Source organism: Paenibacillus sp. AGC31, assembly GCF_057334655.1.
Genome location: NZ_JBHFJH010000005.1, coordinates 1 through 17,487 on the forward strand (window position 1 = coordinate 1; position 17,487 = coordinate 17,487).

Here is a 17,487-nt window from a genome sequence, read left to right on the forward strand (position 1 = left end):
TTAACTCTCGTTTTAGAGACTCTCCTGAATGTTTGCCTCGTGTATCTTGTAAGCCTATAGCCCCTTGCTCGTTGTAACTGGCTCTCCATCGGTCGGCTGCGGCTTTGACCCGAGTCATTCCAATGATCTGAACGTCAAATCCACAAGTCTCAAAGATCTCTCTAGGCAGCCTTTCTTGCTGATTTAATGTAATAAAGAGTTGTTTGAACTCGTCCGTATAAGTGATTCCCTTGGTCGAAACAGACTTCACATAGGGATTTGTAGCAAGTTGCTCTAGTTCGCTTGTTGTAAATGTTTTCTTACTCATTAATCGTTCTCCGTCCTTGTCTCGTACATGGTATATAACAAAAATACCCCATAGAGAGACTTTTTTAAAGTATCTACTCTATAGGGTACAGTTTAACGAAGGGAGTAGCCTTTTTTACTGCCCAGTTATTGGGATAAACGCCATGTTGCCGAACGATATTTTTGTCAAGGAATGAAAATGGATGAATTATATTTGTTATAAAAATCCAAAATAGGCATATAGAGGTGTGCATATTGCATAAAGGCAGTTCCTCTGATATTATTTAGACATCTAATATTTAATTGTGTAGATTTTAGATGTCTAAATAATATATTCTCTTCAAGGCAAAATTGACAGCTGAATTAGATTCATCCAAATAAATCAATACGTTAGGAGCAATTCACATGGGAAAATTAGATAATAAAGTAGCCATTATTACTGGCGGAGCCTCGGGAATCGGGGAGGGCATGGTTGATCTTTTTGCGCAGGAAGGCGCCATCGTCATTGCAGCAGACATTAATGAGGAAGCACTGGAGAAAGCAAGCCAAAAAGAGAATGTGTACGGAATGAAGTTGAATGTATCTTCGGATGAGGATTGGCAGGCACTGGCGAAAGTAGTGAATGAACGTTTTGGTAAAATTGACATTCTGGTCAACAATGCAGGCATTTCTTCGGAGAAGCCATTTGAGGAAATCAATGCACAGGATTGGGAGAAAATGCTCTCCATTAATGGCTTCGGCCCATTCGCTGGCATGAAACATGTCACTCCTTATATGGCAGCCCAGAAGAAAGGTTCCATCGTCAATATCTCATCATACACCGCTTTGATTGGACAAGGCTTTAACCATTACTCGGCATCCAAAGGCGCAGTACGTGCATTATCCAAAGCCGCTGCAACCACCTTCGGACGTCAAGGTATTCGGGTGAATGCTCTTTTTCCTGGGATCATCGAAACACCAATGACCCAATCCTTGAACACCTCAAAAGAACTGCTTGAACGATTAATTCAGGCAACGCCTTTGCAGCGTCTGGGTCAGGCTATCGATATAGCCAAAGCCGCGTTGTTCTTGGCGTCGGATGATTCTTCGTACATTACAGGATCTGAACTGGTGATCGATGGTGGCTACTCAGCCCAATAGCGTGTAAAATGATGACAGCCCTTAAGTTGAATTAGGGCTGTTGTTTATTTTTTCGAGGAGGATCTAATGGAAGAACAGAACATTTTTGAGCTTATACACAACATGGATAATTTCACCAATAAATTGATCATACAATGGAATAAATCATTCAATGAGGACCTGGGTGTCTCTCATGTGCTTGTACTCAGCCATCTCCATCAAAATGGAAAAAGCCGACCTTCGGATATTGCAAAAATCTTAGGGTTCACTCCGCCTACACTCAGTTATTTATCTGACAAGATGGTAGCCAAGGAACTAGTTGTTAGAATGGTAGATGAGGCGGACCGTCGCATTATTTATTTGAACATTACAGATAAAGGTGCCGAAGTCCTCGGAAGAGCAATATTGGAGGGCCAGAAGCTGCGTAAGAATTTGTTCGAGAAATTAAACGAAGCGGATCGAGCGCAATTAGTCCATATTTTTGAGAAGATGAATCGGGAAGATTGATCAATAGCCTGGAAGGGAGACAGAAGGTGATATGGAGGAACCGCTCAAAGTATATAACACCGCAGTAGAAGCTTTTCTTGAAGTAATCGGGGGAAAGTGGAAGCCTGTTATTCTATTCCATCTTACCTTTGGCAAGAAACGTAATGGTGAGCTGATGAAACTGATCCCTGCGATCACCCAGAAAGTGCTGACCCAGCAACTTGGTGAATTAACGGAGGCGGGAGTTATTGCCCGTATTTCCCATCACCAGGTCCCACCTAAAGTGGAATATGAGTTAACAGCGTATGGATGGAGTCTTAAAGAGATTCTTCATCTGATGTGTAGGTGGGGCGATATACACGTGGAGAATGTATATGGTGATCGAGGAAAAATTCTGTTTAAGCCACCAACTACTGACCGTTGAATGACTTAAAATAAGCCGATTCTGCAATTCAGGAATCGGCTTATTATGCATTTTATTTACTTTACGGAAGGATCTTGCGATCACGTAGATTTCTGAAAATATCCATAAACATAGTCTCAGTGTCAATGAAATCATGGAATCCGAAGCGGCGAGCTTTGGAACCATCTGCGAAGAAATCGTAATCCCACGAGAAGACAAAATCACCAAATGCCCAGGAAGAGACATCATCATAAGGGGTGTTTATCAAATCATACTTTTCAATCATTGAATTCCAAAGATTTTCTTTATCTGCCATCACTGTTGCAAGTGAAAAGGGCAGTGGAGGTGCTGTTTCCAATTCGAAAAACGCAGCGATTTTGGGCCATAGTTCGTTCCAGCGAAACAGATCACCATTGGTGATATTAAATGCCTGATTGGCACATTGCGGATTGGTTGCTGCCCATACGGTTGCATGAGCCAGCAATGTCGCATCAGTCATTTCAAGAAGCGAATGATATGCTCCTGGTTTCCCAGGGAATCGAAGGGGCAAGCCAAGTTCCTTGGAGATAGCAGCATAAACGCCAATAACCATGGCAAGGTTCATTGGATTACCCAGGGCAAATCCACATACAACAGACGGGCGCAGGGCTGACCAGGTCCAGCTGCTTCCGGGTTGCCGATCCTCGAGAAACTGTTGCTGATCGACATTGAATTCAGGGGGCATATGATATGCGTCCGTTTCTTTGGCAGGTGTTTTGAATGGCCCCAGATGTGCACCGTACACTTTATAACCTTGCATTAGGCTAATATGTTGGAGGTTTGGAGCGATCGGTTCGATGGTATTCACGACATTGACGAGCATGGCCAGGTTGGGCTGTACCAATTCGGCCCAAGTTGGGCGATCCTGATACGCGGCGTAGAAAATATGCGTAACGGTCGTTAAATGACTCAGTTTGTCTTGTGTGTCTGTTTCGTTCAGTAAATCAGCTGATATATAACGTAACCCAGGGGCATCTTCCCCTCCGCGGCGAGATGCACCAATGACATTCCATTGTGGAAGTGTCATCAGATAATCAATAAGGTTCCTTCCAATGACGCCTCCAGCACCAATGACAAGTGCGGTGTGACGGGTAACGGATTGTTCGGGTTTCAATGGACATGCTCCTCTCTTCTTCTACTCCTATTGTGGGTCAGAAAAAGAGGGATGAGAAGTACGCACCTCAAAGTCATATACGTACTTTAAAGTAATATATGAGCCTGGTACAGGATATGAGCGTTATAATTGGCACTTTAATGGATGTTAGTTGCCTATAACCACAAGAAGCTGTAAAAGGAACAATCGTCCTTTCACAGCTTAGATGTGTCTGTATATTCGTGCAATAGATCTGTTGTAAATATCGTTTATGCCGGGAACCCGCCACCTGGAGGCGGCCATGCGCCGTAGAAGCGACGCAGCAGAACAATCTCACCCAAATGGTACGAGTTATGGGATGCGATATTGCGCAGAAGTCCTGCCTTGGTTTCACCCGGGAAATAGAGCAGTGGATCATCTAATTGTGCAGACTCTGCAATGGCTGCGGCTTGATCAACCCCATCCAGGAATGCCTGAATATCTGCCTTCCACGTGGCTTCGTCTTGTGGACCCTTCTCTTCAGGCCAGCTCTCACTCACGTTAGCAGGGAGCTGTGGCTTGCGTTCTTCCAAGTGTTCGAGCATGAATTGCTGCCAATAATGCATATGCTTCACCAACTGATAGATCGTATATGGCATAGCATCGTGTGTACGAGCAGCAAGTGTGACATCGATATCGGGTAGAGCACGGGCGATGCGGATATGACCGCGTTCCCCCACTAATGATTTGACAAGGGCTTGCCCAAAGCTTTGATTAGCATCTGACATATGGTACCTTCCTCTCTTCCAAGACCGGATCTGATAACCTGTCTTCTATTTAGTATTATACAATTAAATTGCTGAAAATTAAAAATGGATAACCAAGAACGCTAAATACTTAAAATGCCTATGATATAATAGTGGAAATAAATCTCAAGGCCTCAGGGTCGAGGAGGAAGCTCCTGTGAAAGTGATATTGGTTGACGACGAACGTCTAGCGTTGATAGGCCTTCAAAAATCACTAGAAAAAGAAGTAAGCGGCATTGAAATTATCGCTACATATATGAATCCAACAGAGGCTGTGGCGGGTATTGTGGAGCACCGTCCTGATGTTGTATTTCTGGATATTCATATGCCGGAGATGGATGGTATGGATCTGGGAAGACAGATTCAGGCGGCAACACCGGGCACCGAAATTATATTTGTGACCAGTTACGATCAATATGCGGTGCATGCTTTCGAATTACAGGCTTTGGACTATGTGATGAAGCCCATCCAAAAGGATCGATTGAAGCAGACGGTGAGCCGCGTAAGAGAGAAACTGAGCGTAAAACTCGAGCAGCGGTCAAAGGATACAAACGTACCTTTAATTTGCTGTTTTAATCAGATTCAGTTTAAGCTTCCAGGCAGGGATGTTCAGGTGGCCAAATGGCGTACAAGCAAGGCGCAGGAGCTGTTTGCATACTTGCTTCACCACCGGAACCAGGTCATCCATCGCAGTGTTCTGCTGGAGCTTCTGTGGCCGGGAATGGAAGAGGAGAAGACGACACATCAACTCTACACTGCAATGTATCATGTCCGCCAAACCCTGAAAACTTGCAATATGGATATGATCACGATTCAGAGCGGGCACCTGGAGGCAGGCTATCGACTCGAATTGGGTGAGGCTCAGTTGGATAGTGAGCAGTGGGAACGGGAAATCAGGCAATGGAAAGTCATAGACGCAAGTACCGTTCATGCCTATGAGCAAGCGCTTCATCTATATAAGGGTACCTATCTTGGCAATTATGAATACATGTGGGCTGAACCTGAGCGGGAAAGATTACGCTATCTGTGGCTATATCATATGAGACAACTAAGTCTGTATTACCAGCAGCATGGGCTGGCGGAGAAAGTGGTCGAGAGTACACAACGTATCCAGCATATGCTTCCGGATGAAGAAGAAAGTTATTTTATGCTAATGAAGTTATATGATGAAATGCACAACGATCTCGGTGTGGAGGAGCAGTATCGTCTCTTAACCACCAGAATGGAGCAAGATTTGGAGATACCGATCAGTGAGGACATTACCGAATGGTATCAGGACTGGAAGCTCGGTTTAACCAAAGTCATGAAAAAATAATTAATGAAATTATCTCAAACGAAACGTATGGACCATTACAAATATTTGTTCATCATGCTAATCATTTTTGGAGTGTTAATTGGCATGCGCTCGGTATGGACTGAGCTATTCCACACAGTAGATGAGCATCGCGCCGTTAACGGGGTGCTTGATTTGAGAAATGTGGATCTGGATCAGTCCCCTGTCATGTACTTGAATGGGGAATGGGAACTTTACCCGGATGAGTTGCTGACCCAACAAGATATTGCGAAGAAGAATGGCGGTGCGAAGAGTGTTCAGGTCCCAGGAGACTGGGGGAGTGCTCAGAATCAGGAACAAGAGAGTTCGTACGGTTACGGAACATATCGCTTGCGTATTTTGACAGATCCGCTTCAGACGCCTGTTACCTTCTGGTTCAAGGGAATTCGAAGTTCCTCCGAGATCGAGCTGAATGGAGACGCGGACGGGGGCATGGGTGAGGTCTCCGCGGATAGCAGTACATATATACCCCGAAGCACTTCATATACAGCGACCTATGATCAGGAAGGAACAACCTCTATTGAACTATTGGTCCGTGTAGCCAATTACGACAGCCCGTATATGGGCGGAATTAGCAAACCTGTTCGCTTTGGTTCACAGGCAGCCGTTGATTTTTCGCGTTGGTATTCTATTGGTTTTCAGATGCTCACCTTTCTGGTTCTGCTCCTCCACGGCATGTATGCCTGTATTCTTTACGCATTTAATCGACAGGAACGTTCCTTGCTGGTTGGAGCCGTATTAACTTTATCTGTGGGCATCACGGTTACGATGGGTCATGACAATATATTGATGTTATGGCTTCCAATTAATTATACCTGGGGCATTAAAATTCGATTGATCTCATTGTTGCTGCAAAATGCTTGTATCCTTCTGTTATTCCAGAGATTAACGGTGGTTCATGTACGAAAGGCATGGCTACAGTGGCATGTTGTCATGACCTTGATCTATACGGCCGTGATTGTGGTGGTGCCCATTCATATTACCTATGCCATGATCCATTACAACGTCATTAACCTATTCTTTCTTGTATCCATGATCTGGTTTCTATACATCGTCGGAACGATGATCTTCAGGAAACAGGCGGACCGGGATATTGTTTTTCTGCTGCTTACTGCAGGAGGCATTATATCCAACCTGATATGGAGTGTGGTCGAGACAGCCAAAGATGTGACAACAGTCTATTATCCCATTGACATTATCTTTGCGATTACCGGCTTCTCCGCCTATTGGTTCAAGAAATACTTCAGGAATGTCAGGGAGAATATGAAGCTGAACACAGAACTGCAGAAGGGCGACAAAATTAAAGATCAATTCTTGGCGAATACATCACATGAACTGCGGACCCCGCTGCACGGGATTATTAACATCGCTCACAACGTGATCACCCGAGAGAAAAACCGGTTGGATGAACGGAGCCTGGAGGATATGGAATTGCTGATTACGATCGGTCGACGGATGTCACATCTCCTTGGTGATCTACTGGATGTAGTCCGGCTGAAGGAGCACCGCATTGAGTTACGTCAGGGGCCTCTTTCCATACAGTCGGTTGTGCCCGGCGTAATCGCCATGCTGCAGTTCATGGCAGAACGAAAACCAGTCCGCCTTCATATGGAGATTCCGGAATCGTTCCCTCAGGTCATGGCTGATGAAGAAAGGCTTGTTCAGATTTTGTATAATCTACTGCATAACGCGCTTAAACATACAGAGGAAGGAACGATATCCGTAAGTGCCGAAATTCGTGAAGGACATGCTCTGATTCATGTGACGGATACAGGCATTGGCATGGATGAGGATACACGGATGCGCATTTTCCTCCCGTATGAACAAGGGTCGTATGGAATCAGTGATGGACAAGGCATCGGGCTTGGACTGAACATCTGCAAAGAGCTTGTAGAACTGCACGGCGGGGCACTTACGGTTCGCTCGGAACTTGGAAAGGGCTCGGTATTCAGCTTCGATCTGCCACTCGCGGATGAAGCCGCCGATCAGGGTCAGTCACAACTTCCCCTGATATGGGAACAGGCCGCCGAGATGATGGAAGATGCACCTAGCGGATTCCTGTTACCCCGCCAAGGTATGGGGGACGTGGAAGCCTTGGCGACAGCAGAGATGGCCCCGTTGTTAAAAGAGGGGAGAGCTACCATTCTGGCTGTGGATGATGATCCGGTGAATCTGGATGTGTTGGTCAGCATTCTTTCGACGGAACCATATGATATAACTACAGCAGGTTCGGGTCAGGAAGCGATGGAATTGCTCGGCACACGTCAGTGGGATCTGCTCATTACAGATGTGATGATGCCCAATATGTCCGGATATGAGTTAACCCAGAAGGTGAGGGAACAATTCTCGATGTCTGAGCTTCCTGTGTTGCTGTTGACTGCACGAAGTCAGCCGCCAGATATCTACACAGGGTTTGCATCGGGGGCCAATGATTATGTCACAAAGCCTGTAGATGCGGTGGAACTGAAATATCGGATACGTGCATTGACCATGCTAAATCAGTCTATCCAAGAGCGCCTGCGCATGGAGGCCGCTTATTTACAGGCTCAGATTCAGCCTCACTTCCTGTTTAATACGTTGAATTCACTTATGGTTTTAAGTGATATTGATACAGAGCATATGCGGAAGCTTGGCGATGCTTTTTCATCCTATTTACGGATCAGCTTCAACTATCTCAACACAGGGGAACTGGTGAAATTATCATATGAGCTGGAACTCGTTGAAGCCTATCTTTTTATTGAAAAAACACGATTTGAAGATCGATTGTCGGTGGTATTAAACGTAGAGCCGGACCTTCCGTTGCTTCTCCCGCCGCTATCCATTCAGCCTTTGATTGAAAATGCCGTCAGACACGGACTATTAAGCCGCAATGTAGGCGGTACGTTATGCCTATCCATTACTCGTCATGAGGGTTATACCCGTATTGAGGTGAAGGATAATGGCAAAGGCATCGAACCGGAGAAGGTTGCAGAACTGCTACATGCTACGCCAGGTGGAAAAGGTGGAATAGGCATTGTGAATACAAACCGCAGATTGCTGCAACGGTATGGTCAGGGATTATCGATCGTAAGTGATCCGGGTGAGGGCACGATGGTATCATTTGATATTCCGGATGAGATATAAGGAAAAGGCCGCAGAAGTGAAAACTTCCGGCCTTTTTGTTTTAATTGCGTGTTCATTCCCTAATTTTAATTATTTCTAATGCTTCTTTCATATGTTAGTATATTTAACATTAGAAGCGCGGGTTCCGGCATTGGGCGCTAAACGTTGTTATAGTGGGTGAAGAGATCGATGCGCAATTGGGTCAAAAATGAGAATGTGCAGATGACGGCCATTGCCTTTACCACTGCGGTAGGGGCACAATTCAAGATAAATCCGTTCCGGGAAGATTACTTCCGAATCGGGCTGGGGGTTAGCATCCTTTTATTTCTGCTGATGATCATGCCACACTTGTCTTATGTGAAGACAGGAATCCTGACAGGCATCGCGAATTTGCTGTTTCAGTCAGCAGATCTCATCAATCATGTACAGAGCGTGTCCATACTGGAAAGCATGCGGGACAATCTGGGGGCAGGTGTGTATTATGTGGTCTTTGCCTATGGGCTTAGCAAGTTCAAGCATCGATTCCATGAGATGCAGCCTCTTCTGCTCGGCGGGTTAATCACATGTATCGATTTCTCCTCTAATCTTGTTGAGCTGCTTTTTCGCGGAATGTTAAGCGGGACCAATATCTTTTATATGAAGGAATGGTTGTATCTTCTTGTGGTAGGTGGTCTGCGAAGTTACTTTGTGATTGGGCTATATAACAGCATTGCGGTGAGGCAGATGAGGCTCTTACATGCAGAGCAGGAGAAGCGGATGGAGCAGATGCTGAGTGTGAACTCAGGTCTGTATGGCGAGGTCTTTTACCTGAAGAAAGCGATGAATACGATCGAAGGCATTACAGCTGACAGCTATGATCTATATCGCGATCTCCGGGAGCAGGACATGAATCAATACAGTCAGCGCACCCTGGGCATCGCTCAGCAGATTCATGAAGTGAAGAAGGATTCACAACGCATTCTGGCAGGTCTGCTGAAGCTGTATGATAATGAAAAAGCAGTCAACATGAGCCTGTCTGAAGTGCTGAACTTTGCCAGTAAAGCAAACCGAAAATATAGCGAAATGCTGCATAAGCAGGTCGAGATCGATATTGAGCAACAGTATGATTGTGAGTCTCCGTATTACATTCCTCTTCTCACGGTGATGAATAACCTGATTGCCAATGCGGTAGAAGCGATTGAGCATGATGGGACGATTCGAATTCGTATATATGAGCAGGAAGAAAACGTGCATTTCGTTGTGATGGATTCTGGAAAAGGCGTACCCGAAGCCAAACGGGATATCATCTTTGAACCGGGCTACACAACGAAGTTCAATGAAGTTGGTATTGCCGCGACAGGCATTGGCCTGTCCCATGTACGTGATATCGTTCAGTCGTTGACGGGACAGATCACAGTGGAATCGGCGCCTCTGGGAGTGAGAGGGACTACATTTCGTATAGCTATTCCCAAGATGAATTTAATAAAGGGGGCCGATGTCGATGACACTTTCTATCATGATCGTGGATGATGATGTGGTAAGTCGGAGCATGATGCATGATATCATTGAATCCTGTGGTATCGGCGAGCTTGCGGGCATGGCTGAGGGTGGCATAGAAGGCGCACGGATGATCATGGATCTGCGTCCTGATGTGGTGTTGATTGATCTGCTGATGCCGGATCAGGATGGAATTGAGACGGTAGCGAAGCTGAAGCAATGCGGTTATACCGGTAAATTCATCATGATCTCTCAGGTGGAGAACAAGGAGATGGTAGGGGAGGCCTACCAGAACGGCATTGAATTCTTCATTCATAAACCGATTAATCGGGTGGAAGTGGAGCATGTGCTCAGCAAAGTGAATGACCAGTGGAAGTATGAACGATACGTGCTGGAGATCAAGCAGTCGATGGCTCGATTGAATCTGGTGGAAGCGCCGGCCCCTGCCCAAGGTCGTACGGTGCGAGATGCGGCAAGAAGCATTCTAATGGATCTGGGGATCATCGGAGAAAGTGGTAGCAAGGACATCATTGCGCTCATGGAGTATGCGATTGATCAGAAGCAGGTCGCAGAGTGGCCGCCACTGAAGGAGTCCTATGAAGCGGTGGCCCAGACGTATAAGTCCACGCCCAAAGACGTCGAGAAAGAGAGCAAGGCGATGGAACAGCGCATTCGCAGAACGGTAATTGCCGCGTTAACAAACATGGCCTCGATTGGACTCAACGATTATAGCAACCACAAGTTTGAGCACTATGCTCCCCTGTACTTCGACTTCCAGGATGTTCGAATGAAGATGAGAGCCATGGAAGAAGATCAGGCAGGCGACAAAGGCAAGGTTAATATCAAAAAGTTCCTGCATGTGTTCTATATGGAGACGCTTGAAAAGATGAATAATTGAGGCATCATATGCCTCTGTCTGTTGGAGGATATGAAAACCCGGGAAGGTGACCATCGGCGGTGTCGAGGTCACTTTACCAAAGACGGGCAAGCCGAAGGGGTTATTATTTTAATCCAGAATGACTTCTTTATCTGGTTGTTCAAGAAATTCGAACATGATTTTAATTTGTTCCAGCGTATTTCTTTCCAATGATAATTCAGGTAAAGCGTCGATAGCAAAAAAATCAACTGCGCTGGTTTCTACACCTGTTTCCGCATGCCCTCCCACAATGTCACAGCGGATAAACATCTTATATACGTGATAAGGCTCAGGTGGGTGTCCATGGAATTTTTTGTCCAATACTGCTAACAACCGCATCGGCACAACATCAAAACCGGATTCTTCTTTAATTTCTTTCACAGCTACTTCTGATGGTGATAGGCCGATGTCACTCCATCCCCCTGGTAATGCCCATGCGCCATCTATTTTCTCTCGAACCAAAAGCACTTTGTTTTCCCTGAAAACAACACCGCGAATATCGACTTTAGGCGTTGCGTAACCTGAATCACTTGCAAATGTAAGTGATATTTTCTCTTTGTTAACAGAAGTATAGTTACTTAAGATATCAATACTAATGCGCCTCAATTCCTCATATCGCTCGATATCATAAACATCCTTGGCATAGGTTAAACCTGTTTGTGAGATAGCTTGAATCTGTTTTGCCCATTCTAGCCACTTTGTGTCCATGGACACCTCTTTTCTTCGCAAGTCACGAGATTTAGTTTAGTTAGGAAATAACCCCATTATATCATATGAATTACAGTCTATAACTACTAAGAAAGGACAACTCGAAGTTAATTAATCACGCTAATGATTGAACGCACTCTACGATTATTGCTTTTTATTATAAAACTACGAGATATTATAAAGAAACGATGTTCAGAGGAGGAGAAAGTGAAATGAACATAACCATTGATCAGCAAGGCAATTCCAAGGTCGCCATTATTGAAAGTGATGGCATCGTCATCAACAATGCTCAAGATGCACTGGATTTGATGGCTTCGGTAAGGTATAGCGATGATGCCGATAAACTCATTATCAACAAATCCAACATCACGGAAGAGTTCTTCGAACTGAAAACCAAGCTTGCAGGTGAGATTTTGCAGAAATACGTAAACTATCATGTTAAGCTTGCTATTGTGGGAGATTTCGATGGGCATAACAGCAAGAGCTTGAGAGATTTTATCTATGAGTGCAACAATGGCAAGCATGTTTTCTTTTTGAAAAACAAAGAGGAAGCGCTTCAAAAGTTGCATAATATCAGTTAAGCGTACATCCGAGGCATGTAGAGAGCCTGCTTATAATCTGAGCCAAACGTAGGAGGTTTGCACCGTGATATCTAATGAGAATTTAAAGGTATATGCTCTGCCTGAGATCGGAAATCTTAAAGTGCATGGCAGAACAACTGGAGAGCGATCGCCGTTGACGTTATTTTGGACGGGGAGTGCAGTTGAACTTAATGTACGGGGCTCCGAACTATGGGTTGAGGTAGAGTCGCAGTATGACATGTATGAGTCATGGATCAGCATTCTGATCAACGGTGTTCCGGTGAGCAGACAGATGTTAACGGCGGGAAGGTACTGGGTCTGTGTATTCCGAGGTATGAACGCAGATGTGGTGAAGAATGTACGGATCGTCAAAGATGTTCAAGCGATGAGTGGTGACCCGGGTTGTGCCTTGCAGATTCATGCGTTGAAATCGGATGGAGCGTTCCTGCCTGTGCAGGAACAACCGTACAAGATCGAGTTCATTGGTGACAGTATTACATCTGGCGAAGGTGCGATTGGAGCGAAAGCGGAGGAAGATTGGATTCCGATGTGGTTCAGCGCCATACATAATTATACGTTTATGACAGCAGAGGCATTGAATGCGGAGTATCGGGTCATCTCGCAAAGTGGCTGGGGTGTGCTGACAAGTTGGGATAACAATCCAAAAGGGAACATCCCCGAGTATTACGAAAAGGTCTGTGGCTTGCTTACTGGTGAACGTAACGATGCGCTAGGCGCAGGAGATCAGCATGATTTTAGTTCCTGGCAGCCGGATGTGGTAGTCGTGAATCTGGGTAGCAATGATGGGGGCGCCTTTCAGTCACCTGAGTGGAAAGACCCCGACACGGGCAAGGTGTACAAGCAGCGTTTGAACGAAGATGGTACGTATCATGAAGAAGATCTGGCTGCTTTTGAGAAAGCGGTGGAACAGTTCCTGTTCAAACTTCGGAAAAACAATCCGGATGCACAACTCGTATGGGCTTATGGCATGCTTGGTTTTCCCATGATGCCTGCCATCTACCGCGCGGTTGATGCGTATACAAAGGGGACAGGGGATCGTAAGGTTACGATTATCCAGCTTCCCGATACAACCGAAGAGACGGTAGGGGGGCGCACCCATCCAGGCGAGTTATCTCACCGTAGGACGGCAGAGGTGTTAGCGGAATATGTACGAGGACTGATAGGATAACTTGAAACAGGGTAATGGAAAGACCACTCTTTCATGAAATTTACCCCAATGGTTAGATTGTGTCTAACTTGATGAGGTCCCTTCATCATAAGAATGGTCTTTTCCCTTTCTACTTATCTAGACATTCGAAATTGTGTCCGCTGGGCCGCTGTTCTGTACCTCATAACGAATCGAAATGATCTGTCCGAGCGTCTGGGTCCGGACCATTTTGAATTGGCTGAGCACAGTGCCTGTCGGGAATAAGGGGATGCCTTCGCCAAGAATCTTGGGAATGATGGCGACTTCAATCTCGTCCAGTAATTTTTTTGCTAACACAGCTTGAACCAATATGCCGCCACCCACAATCCACACATCTCCATCGGAAGTTTGTTTTAACCGGGGAATGAGCGTATCTACCGTCTCGGTTGTAAACTGTACATGCGGAGCGGGCGGCTGTTCCGAGCGAGAAAGCACATATGTTAGCCGATCCGCATAGGGAAATTCTTCGGAAAGTGTGAGCACCTCTTCATACGTATAACGTCCCATAACAACGCTACCGATCGTTTCATAAAAGGCAGCATACCCGTTGTCTCCACCATCACCCTCCACATCAAATAACCAATCGACCGAACCATCCAGTCTTGCGATATATCCATCCAAACTCATAGCAATGTACAAAATTGTTTTGTTATCAGACATGTTCATCGCTCCCTTCTACAATGTATGATACACTTTAACTATGACAAAAGTTGACGTAGTTAGGATGTTGAATAAATGAATCATCGGAAACTGGCTATCATGCGCCTGATGGATTCCAGACAGAAGTTCACTGCACGGGAACTGGCAGAACGGTTCGACGTTTCGGTTCGTACGATCCAGCGCGATCTGGATGCATTGCAGGCGCTGGGTTTTCCCTTGTACACAGAAGTTGGCGTGAACGGAGGATATCAGGTGTTGCCCAATCGGATTTTGCCACCCCTTCAACTGACACAGCAGGAGGCATTAGGGCTGTTTATGATGCTGGAATATCTACAGCAAGTACCGGATTTTCCATATGGATCAATGCGTGAGCATCTGGCTGAGCAATACTTCTCTACTTTACCCAAAGATGTACAGGATCTCATTATGCGAATGAGAGAGCATATCACCTTTGTCCAGCACCCCGGTGGGCATTCCGAGCCTTTAACAACAGCGATATTGGGTGCAGCGGTAGAAAAGAGAGAAATGGAATTTATGTATCATGCCCGCAGTGGTCCTAAAAAAGTACAGGTCTTTCCCTATGGCATCTACTATGAGCAGGGACATTGGTACATGCCAGCCCGGAATAAGGATCGTGTATTGTTGTATCGGGTGGATCGCATGCAGCAGTTGGTTGTTATGGAATCAGTGGATAAATCTGTTCCAAGTCTAAAGGCATGGCTAGCTGCCAAAGAAGATAGAGCAAGCGTAGAAGTGGTGCTGCAATTCACGGAATTTGGAGCAAGGATTGCTGCGTCAGATGTGTTGTTCAAGTCAGTTGAAGGCCATGAGTGGCGCGGACTGATTCCGCCTGAAGAGTTTTCTTTTACAGCACGAAAGTTACTCTCCTATGGGCCGGAAGTGAAGGTGGTGTCTCCGCTCGAACTGCAGCAGCAGGTTAGAGGGATGCTGGAACGGAGTTTAAGCCAGTATGGTGGGGGATAAGAGCTTTCAAACGCTGGATATTAGGGTATCAAGGAAGAGATAAGAAAGGTGTGTAGACAAATGAGCGAAGTTTGGACTAAAGACATCATCCCGACTGTATCCGATAAAGTAGTGATTGTGACAGGTTCGAACGGCGGGTTAGGGTATGAAACGGCATTAGCGTTAGCTGAAAAAGGCGCAAAAGTTATCCTTGCAGTTCGTAATATGGAAAAAGGTGAAAAGGCAACTAATAAAATAAAGTCGTCTGTGCATGTAGCTGGAGAGGTAATCGTTATGCAGCTCGACCTTAGCGATTTAGCTAGTATCCGTAAGTTCGCAGCCGCTTTTCTTGAGCAATACGATTCTTTGTCCATTCTCGTTAATAATGCAGGAATTATGAACCCTCCTTTCCAGTTGACGAAAGATGGCTTTGAATTACAGTTTGGTAGTAATCATCTAGGCCATTTTGCGCTTACGGGTCTACTATTGCCTCGATTGATCTCTACTCCGAAATCGAGAGTTGTCACTGTAAGTAGTATGGCAGCTCATAATGGTGCGATTGATTTTAATAATTTAGATGGCTCCAAAGGATATAATCCCATGAAGTTCTACAGTCAAAGCAAGCTAGCCAATCTGATGTTTGCGAGAGAGCTGCAGAATAAATTTAATTCCGCCCATATTGATTCCATGAGTATCGCCGCTCATCCAGGGATTTCGCATACCAATCTATTTTCCTTTGGTTCGGGGAAACAGACCAATATATTCATGCGCAGTCTTTTGAAAATCATTAGTCAACCGGCACATATGGGGGCATTACCTACCTTATATGCTGCAGCAGATCCGACGATCACGGGAGGGGAGTATATTGCTCCCAGCGGTATGGGCGGCACTAAGGGCTATCCCAAGAGCGCTAAGATCATCGAAAAATTATATGACGCTAACATTTCAAACAAGCTATGGAGCGTATCAGAAGAATTAACAGGGGTATATTACAGATTCGACGTGTAGATTTTGCCATTAGGGAAAGTAAACCTTATTATGGTATAGACAGTTAAAAGTTCTTCAGCACGAATAAGATTAACTGAATGGGGGGCTACCATGATTCGATTCATAATAAATTTAACGACCCGCTCTATGCAGAGTCCATGTGATGAACAACGGCGGTTGTTTGCATAGAGCTTGAAATTCTTTTCCGCCATATCATTGTAGTGCATATCCAATGTGTTCATTGTACGACTCTGCTGCCTTAAAGATTTTAACTTTTAAGGAGTGGAGCAACGTGAAATATATTAATGCGGATACAATCTTCCCGGAAGAATTACTCAAAGAAATACAGCGTCATATCTCTGGTGGCTTGATCTATATTCCGAGGCCCAAGGATGCCCACAAGAAGTGGGGCGAGAATTCGGGTGGCAGAAGGATTGTCAGGGAGCGGAACGACGAGATCCGCCAGCTTTTTGCTGCCGGAACAACCATCGATAAGCTTGCGGACCAATACTGTTTATCCATCGATAGCATCAAGAAAATTGTGTATTGCAAAAAGGGATGAAACTATAAAAGCCATGTTCGAGCAATCGAATGTGGCTTTTTCCTGTAAGAATAAAGAATAGTTATTAAAGCTTTTTTACATATTCGAGGTTGTTAATTACGCGTACAATTCATTTGACGGTACAAGGATATGCGTTGAGAGTTCTTGAAAATAACTCCTTAAATCATCTGGTAAGGTTGGTGAATATGAATAATATGAATATAGAAGTGAAATTAACGAATAAAGACGAGGCGTATGTGATTAAAAATATGTACCCGCTATACCTTCATGATCTATCCGGACATTATGGTCTGGGTGGAGAGCATACTCCGAACGAACATGGCATTTTTGAGCCAAGTCCTGATTATATAACTTTGCAGGATCAGTATAACGTCCAGAACATATGGTGGGAAAAACCGGAGTGTCTTTATCCGTTCCTCATGATTGTGGATGGCATACCGGCAGGTTTTGCGTTCATAGCTACTCCGCCATATTGTTCACAAGGCACGAATTTCTTTGTACATGACTTCTTTCTGATGCAGCCGTTTCGAGGTGTAGGCGTTGCTGAACACGCGGCATCGACGATCTTCGGAATGTTTATAGGAAACTGGGAGTTGTTCACCAATCCATCGGAGAAAAATAAGATTGGCCAATCTTTCTGGCGGAAAACAGTGAATAATTATACCAAAGGTAACTATCGGGAGATGTACGGGCAAACGTTCGATGGTTATAAATTGATTTTTCAATTCTCCAATATATAAAAAGAGAGACCGTCTCCCTTTGCGGAAAACGATATCTCTCTC

18 protein-coding genes are annotated in these 17,487 nt (G+C 45.1%); 13 read left to right on the forward strand and 5 right to left on the reverse strand.

The window, feature by feature from the left end:
• Nucleotides 1-307: HTH domain-containing protein (locus tag ACE04G_RS03825; RefSeq protein ID WP_449003630.1), on the reverse strand; the 307-nt coding region annotated here is incomplete at its 3' end.
• Between the two features lie 383 nt (nucleotides 308-690).
• On the opposite strand from ACE04G_RS03825, the gene ACE04G_RS03830 reads away from it, so the two are divergent.
• The 3 genes from ACE04G_RS03830 (at nucleotide 691) to ACE04G_RS03840 (ending at nucleotide 2,314) form a co-directional block, all read left to right on the forward strand.
• On the forward strand, nucleotides 691-1,425 hold the full coding sequence (locus tag ACE04G_RS03830) for an SDR family NAD(P)-dependent oxidoreductase (protein ID WP_221820132.1): 735 nt from the start codon (nucleotides 691-693) through the stop codon (nucleotides 1,423-1,425).
• Nucleotides 1,426-1,491: 66 nt separating this feature from the next.
• Nucleotides 1,492-1,911: a MarR family winged helix-turn-helix transcriptional regulator gene (locus tag ACE04G_RS03835; protein WP_076320261.1), complete on the forward strand. Its 420-nt coding sequence runs from the start codon at nucleotides 1,492-1,494 to the stop codon at nucleotides 1,909-1,911.
• A gap of 31 nt (nucleotides 1,912-1,942) precedes the next feature.
• The gene (locus ACE04G_RS03840) at nucleotides 1,943-2,314 is read left to right on the forward strand and encodes a winged helix-turn-helix transcriptional regulator (protein ID WP_221820131.1); all 372 of its coding nucleotides are present in this window, start codon (nucleotides 1,943-1,945) and stop codon (nucleotides 2,312-2,314) included.
• 61 nt (nucleotides 2,315-2,375) lie between these two features.
• Here ACE04G_RS03840 and ACE04G_RS03845 read toward each other — a convergent pair whose 3' ends face one another.
• Nucleotides 2,376-3,446 (reverse strand): SDR family oxidoreductase, encoded by a 1,071-nt coding sequence (locus ACE04G_RS03845; RefSeq protein ID WP_221820130.1) that lies wholly within the window; start codon nucleotides 3,444-3,446, stop codon nucleotides 2,376-2,378.
• Nucleotides 3,447-3,694: 248 nt separating this feature from the next.
• On the reverse strand, nucleotides 3,695-4,192 hold the full coding sequence (locus ACE04G_RS03850) for a DinB family protein (RefSeq protein ID WP_339306249.1): 498 nt from the start codon (nucleotides 4,190-4,192) through the stop codon (nucleotides 3,695-3,697).
• Nucleotides 4,193-4,367: 175 nt separating this feature from the next.
• On the opposite strand from ACE04G_RS03850, the gene ACE04G_RS03855 reads away from it, so the two are divergent.
• The 4 genes from ACE04G_RS03855 to ACE04G_RS03870 all read left to right on the forward strand — a co-directional run bounded on the left by ACE04G_RS03855 (nucleotide 4,368) and on the right by ACE04G_RS03870 (nucleotide 11,019).
• Entirely contained in the window at nucleotides 4,368-5,525 is a 1,158-nt protein-coding gene (locus ACE04G_RS03855) for a response regulator (protein ID WP_449003631.1), read from the forward strand.
• A gap of 3 nt (nucleotides 5,526-5,528) precedes the next feature.
• Nucleotides 5,529-8,666 (forward strand): hybrid sensor histidine kinase/response regulator, encoded by a 3,138-nt coding sequence (locus tag ACE04G_RS03860; protein WP_339306245.1) that lies wholly within the window; start codon nucleotides 5,529-5,531, stop codon nucleotides 8,664-8,666.
• Between the two features lie 168 nt (nucleotides 8,667-8,834).
• Entirely contained in the window at nucleotides 8,835-10,154 is a 1,320-nt protein-coding gene (locus ACE04G_RS03865) for an ATP-binding protein (protein WP_339306243.1), read from the forward strand.
• Nucleotides 10,126-11,019 carry a response regulator gene (locus tag ACE04G_RS03870; RefSeq protein WP_339306241.1) on the forward strand — a complete coding sequence of 298 codons (894 nt, stop codon included), beginning with the start codon at nucleotides 10,126-10,128 and terminating at the stop codon, nucleotides 11,017-11,019. Before ACE04G_RS03865 ends, ACE04G_RS03870 begins: the two co-directional genes overlap by 29 nt.
• A 108-nt stretch (nucleotides 11,020-11,127) precedes the next feature.
• On the opposite strand, the gene ACE04G_RS03875 is transcribed toward ACE04G_RS03870, so the two are convergent.
• Nucleotides 11,128-11,745 carry an NUDIX hydrolase gene (locus ACE04G_RS03875; RefSeq protein WP_339180703.1) on the reverse strand — a complete coding sequence of 206 codons (618 nt, stop codon included), beginning with the start codon at nucleotides 11,743-11,745 and terminating at the stop codon, nucleotides 11,128-11,130.
• Nucleotides 11,746-11,957: 212 nt separating this feature from the next.
• On the opposite strand from ACE04G_RS03875, the gene ACE04G_RS03880 reads away from it, so the two are divergent.
• Together ACE04G_RS03880 and ACE04G_RS03885 are read left to right on the forward strand one after the other, a co-directional pair.
• The gene (locus tag ACE04G_RS03880; RefSeq protein ID WP_339306239.1) at nucleotides 11,958-12,326 is read left to right on the forward strand and encodes a DUF4180 domain-containing protein; all 369 of its coding nucleotides are present in this window, start codon (nucleotides 11,958-11,960) and stop codon (nucleotides 12,324-12,326) included.
• A 64-nt stretch (nucleotides 12,327-12,390) separates the two neighbouring features.
• Nucleotides 12,391-13,515, forward strand: a complete 1,125-nt coding sequence (locus ACE04G_RS03885; protein WP_339306237.1) for an SGNH/GDSL hydrolase family protein — start codon at nucleotides 12,391-12,393, stop codon at nucleotides 13,513-13,515.
• Between the two features lie 117 nt (nucleotides 13,516-13,632).
• Here the strand turns inward: ACE04G_RS03885 and ACE04G_RS03890 are convergent, their stop codons facing one another.
• Entirely contained in the window at nucleotides 13,633-14,199 is a 567-nt protein-coding gene (locus ACE04G_RS03890) for a dihydrofolate reductase family protein (RefSeq protein ID WP_221820122.1), read from the reverse strand.
• A 69-nt stretch (nucleotides 14,200-14,268) separates the two neighbouring features.
• Between ACE04G_RS03890 and ACE04G_RS03895 the strand changes: the two genes are divergently transcribed.
• From ACE04G_RS03895 to ACE04G_RS03910, 4 genes are all read left to right on the forward strand, one after another.
• Nucleotides 14,269-15,177: a helix-turn-helix transcriptional regulator gene (locus tag ACE04G_RS03895; protein WP_221820121.1), complete on the forward strand. Its 909-nt coding sequence runs from the start codon at nucleotides 14,269-14,271 to the stop codon at nucleotides 15,175-15,177.
• A gap of 60 nt (nucleotides 15,178-15,237) precedes the next feature.
• The gene (locus ACE04G_RS03900) at nucleotides 15,238-16,164 is read left to right on the forward strand and encodes an oxidoreductase (protein WP_221820119.1); all 927 of its coding nucleotides are present in this window, start codon (nucleotides 15,238-15,240) and stop codon (nucleotides 16,162-16,164) included.
• A gap of 271 nt (nucleotides 16,165-16,435) precedes the next feature.
• Nucleotides 16,436-16,705: a CD3324 family protein gene (locus ACE04G_RS03905; RefSeq protein ID WP_221820118.1), complete on the forward strand. Its 270-nt coding sequence runs from the start codon at nucleotides 16,436-16,438 to the stop codon at nucleotides 16,703-16,705.
• 185 nt (nucleotides 16,706-16,890) lie between these two features.
• Nucleotides 16,891-17,445: a hypothetical protein gene (locus tag ACE04G_RS03910; RefSeq protein WP_339180685.1), complete on the forward strand. Its 555-nt coding sequence runs from the start codon at nucleotides 16,891-16,893 to the stop codon at nucleotides 17,443-17,445.
• The last annotated feature ends 42 nt before the right edge of the window (nucleotides 17,446-17,487 follow it).

Excerpts from the sequence above, each read along its gene's own strand:
- ACE04G_RS03910 (WP_339180685.1), top strand. The coding sequence starts at position 16,891 with ATGAATAATATGAATATAGAAGTGAAATTAACGAATAAAGACGAGGCG.
- ACE04G_RS03830 (WP_221820132.1), top strand. The coding sequence starts at position 691 with ATGGGAAAATTAGATAATAAAGTAGCCATTATTACTGGCGGAGCCTCG.
- ACE04G_RS03875 (WP_339180703.1), bottom strand. The coding sequence starts at position 11,745 with ATGGACACAAAGTGGCTAGAATGGGCAAAACAGATTCAAGCTATCTCA.
- ACE04G_RS03890 (WP_221820122.1), bottom strand. The coding sequence starts at position 14,199 with ATGAACATGTCTGATAACAAAACAATTTTGTACATTGCTATGAGTTTG.
- ACE04G_RS03840 (WP_221820131.1), top strand. The coding sequence starts at position 1,943 with ATGGAGGAACCGCTCAAAGTATATAACACCGCAGTAGAAGCTTTTCTT.
- ACE04G_RS03870 (WP_339306241.1), top strand. The coding sequence starts at position 10,126 with ATGACACTTTCTATCATGATCGTGGATGATGATGTGGTAAGTCGGAGC.
- ACE04G_RS03865 (WP_339306243.1), top strand. The coding sequence starts at position 8,835 with ATGCGCAATTGGGTCAAAAATGAGAATGTGCAGATGACGGCCATTGCC.
- ACE04G_RS03895 (WP_221820121.1), top strand. The coding sequence starts at position 14,269 with ATGAATCATCGGAAACTGGCTATCATGCGCCTGATGGATTCCAGACAG.
- ACE04G_RS03850 (WP_339306249.1), bottom strand. The coding sequence starts at position 4,192 with ATGTCAGATGCTAATCAAAGCTTTGGGCAAGCCCTTGTCAAATCATTA.
- ACE04G_RS03835 (WP_076320261.1), top strand. The coding sequence starts at position 1,492 with ATGGAAGAACAGAACATTTTTGAGCTTATACACAACATGGATAATTTC.
- ACE04G_RS03880 (WP_339306239.1), top strand. The coding sequence starts at position 11,958 with ATGAACATAACCATTGATCAGCAAGGCAATTCCAAGGTCGCCATTATT.
- ACE04G_RS03900 (WP_221820119.1), top strand. The coding sequence starts at position 15,238 with ATGAGCGAAGTTTGGACTAAAGACATCATCCCGACTGTATCCGATAAA.
- ACE04G_RS03860 (WP_339306245.1), top strand. The coding sequence starts at position 5,529 with ATGAAATTATCTCAAACGAAACGTATGGACCATTACAAATATTTGTTC.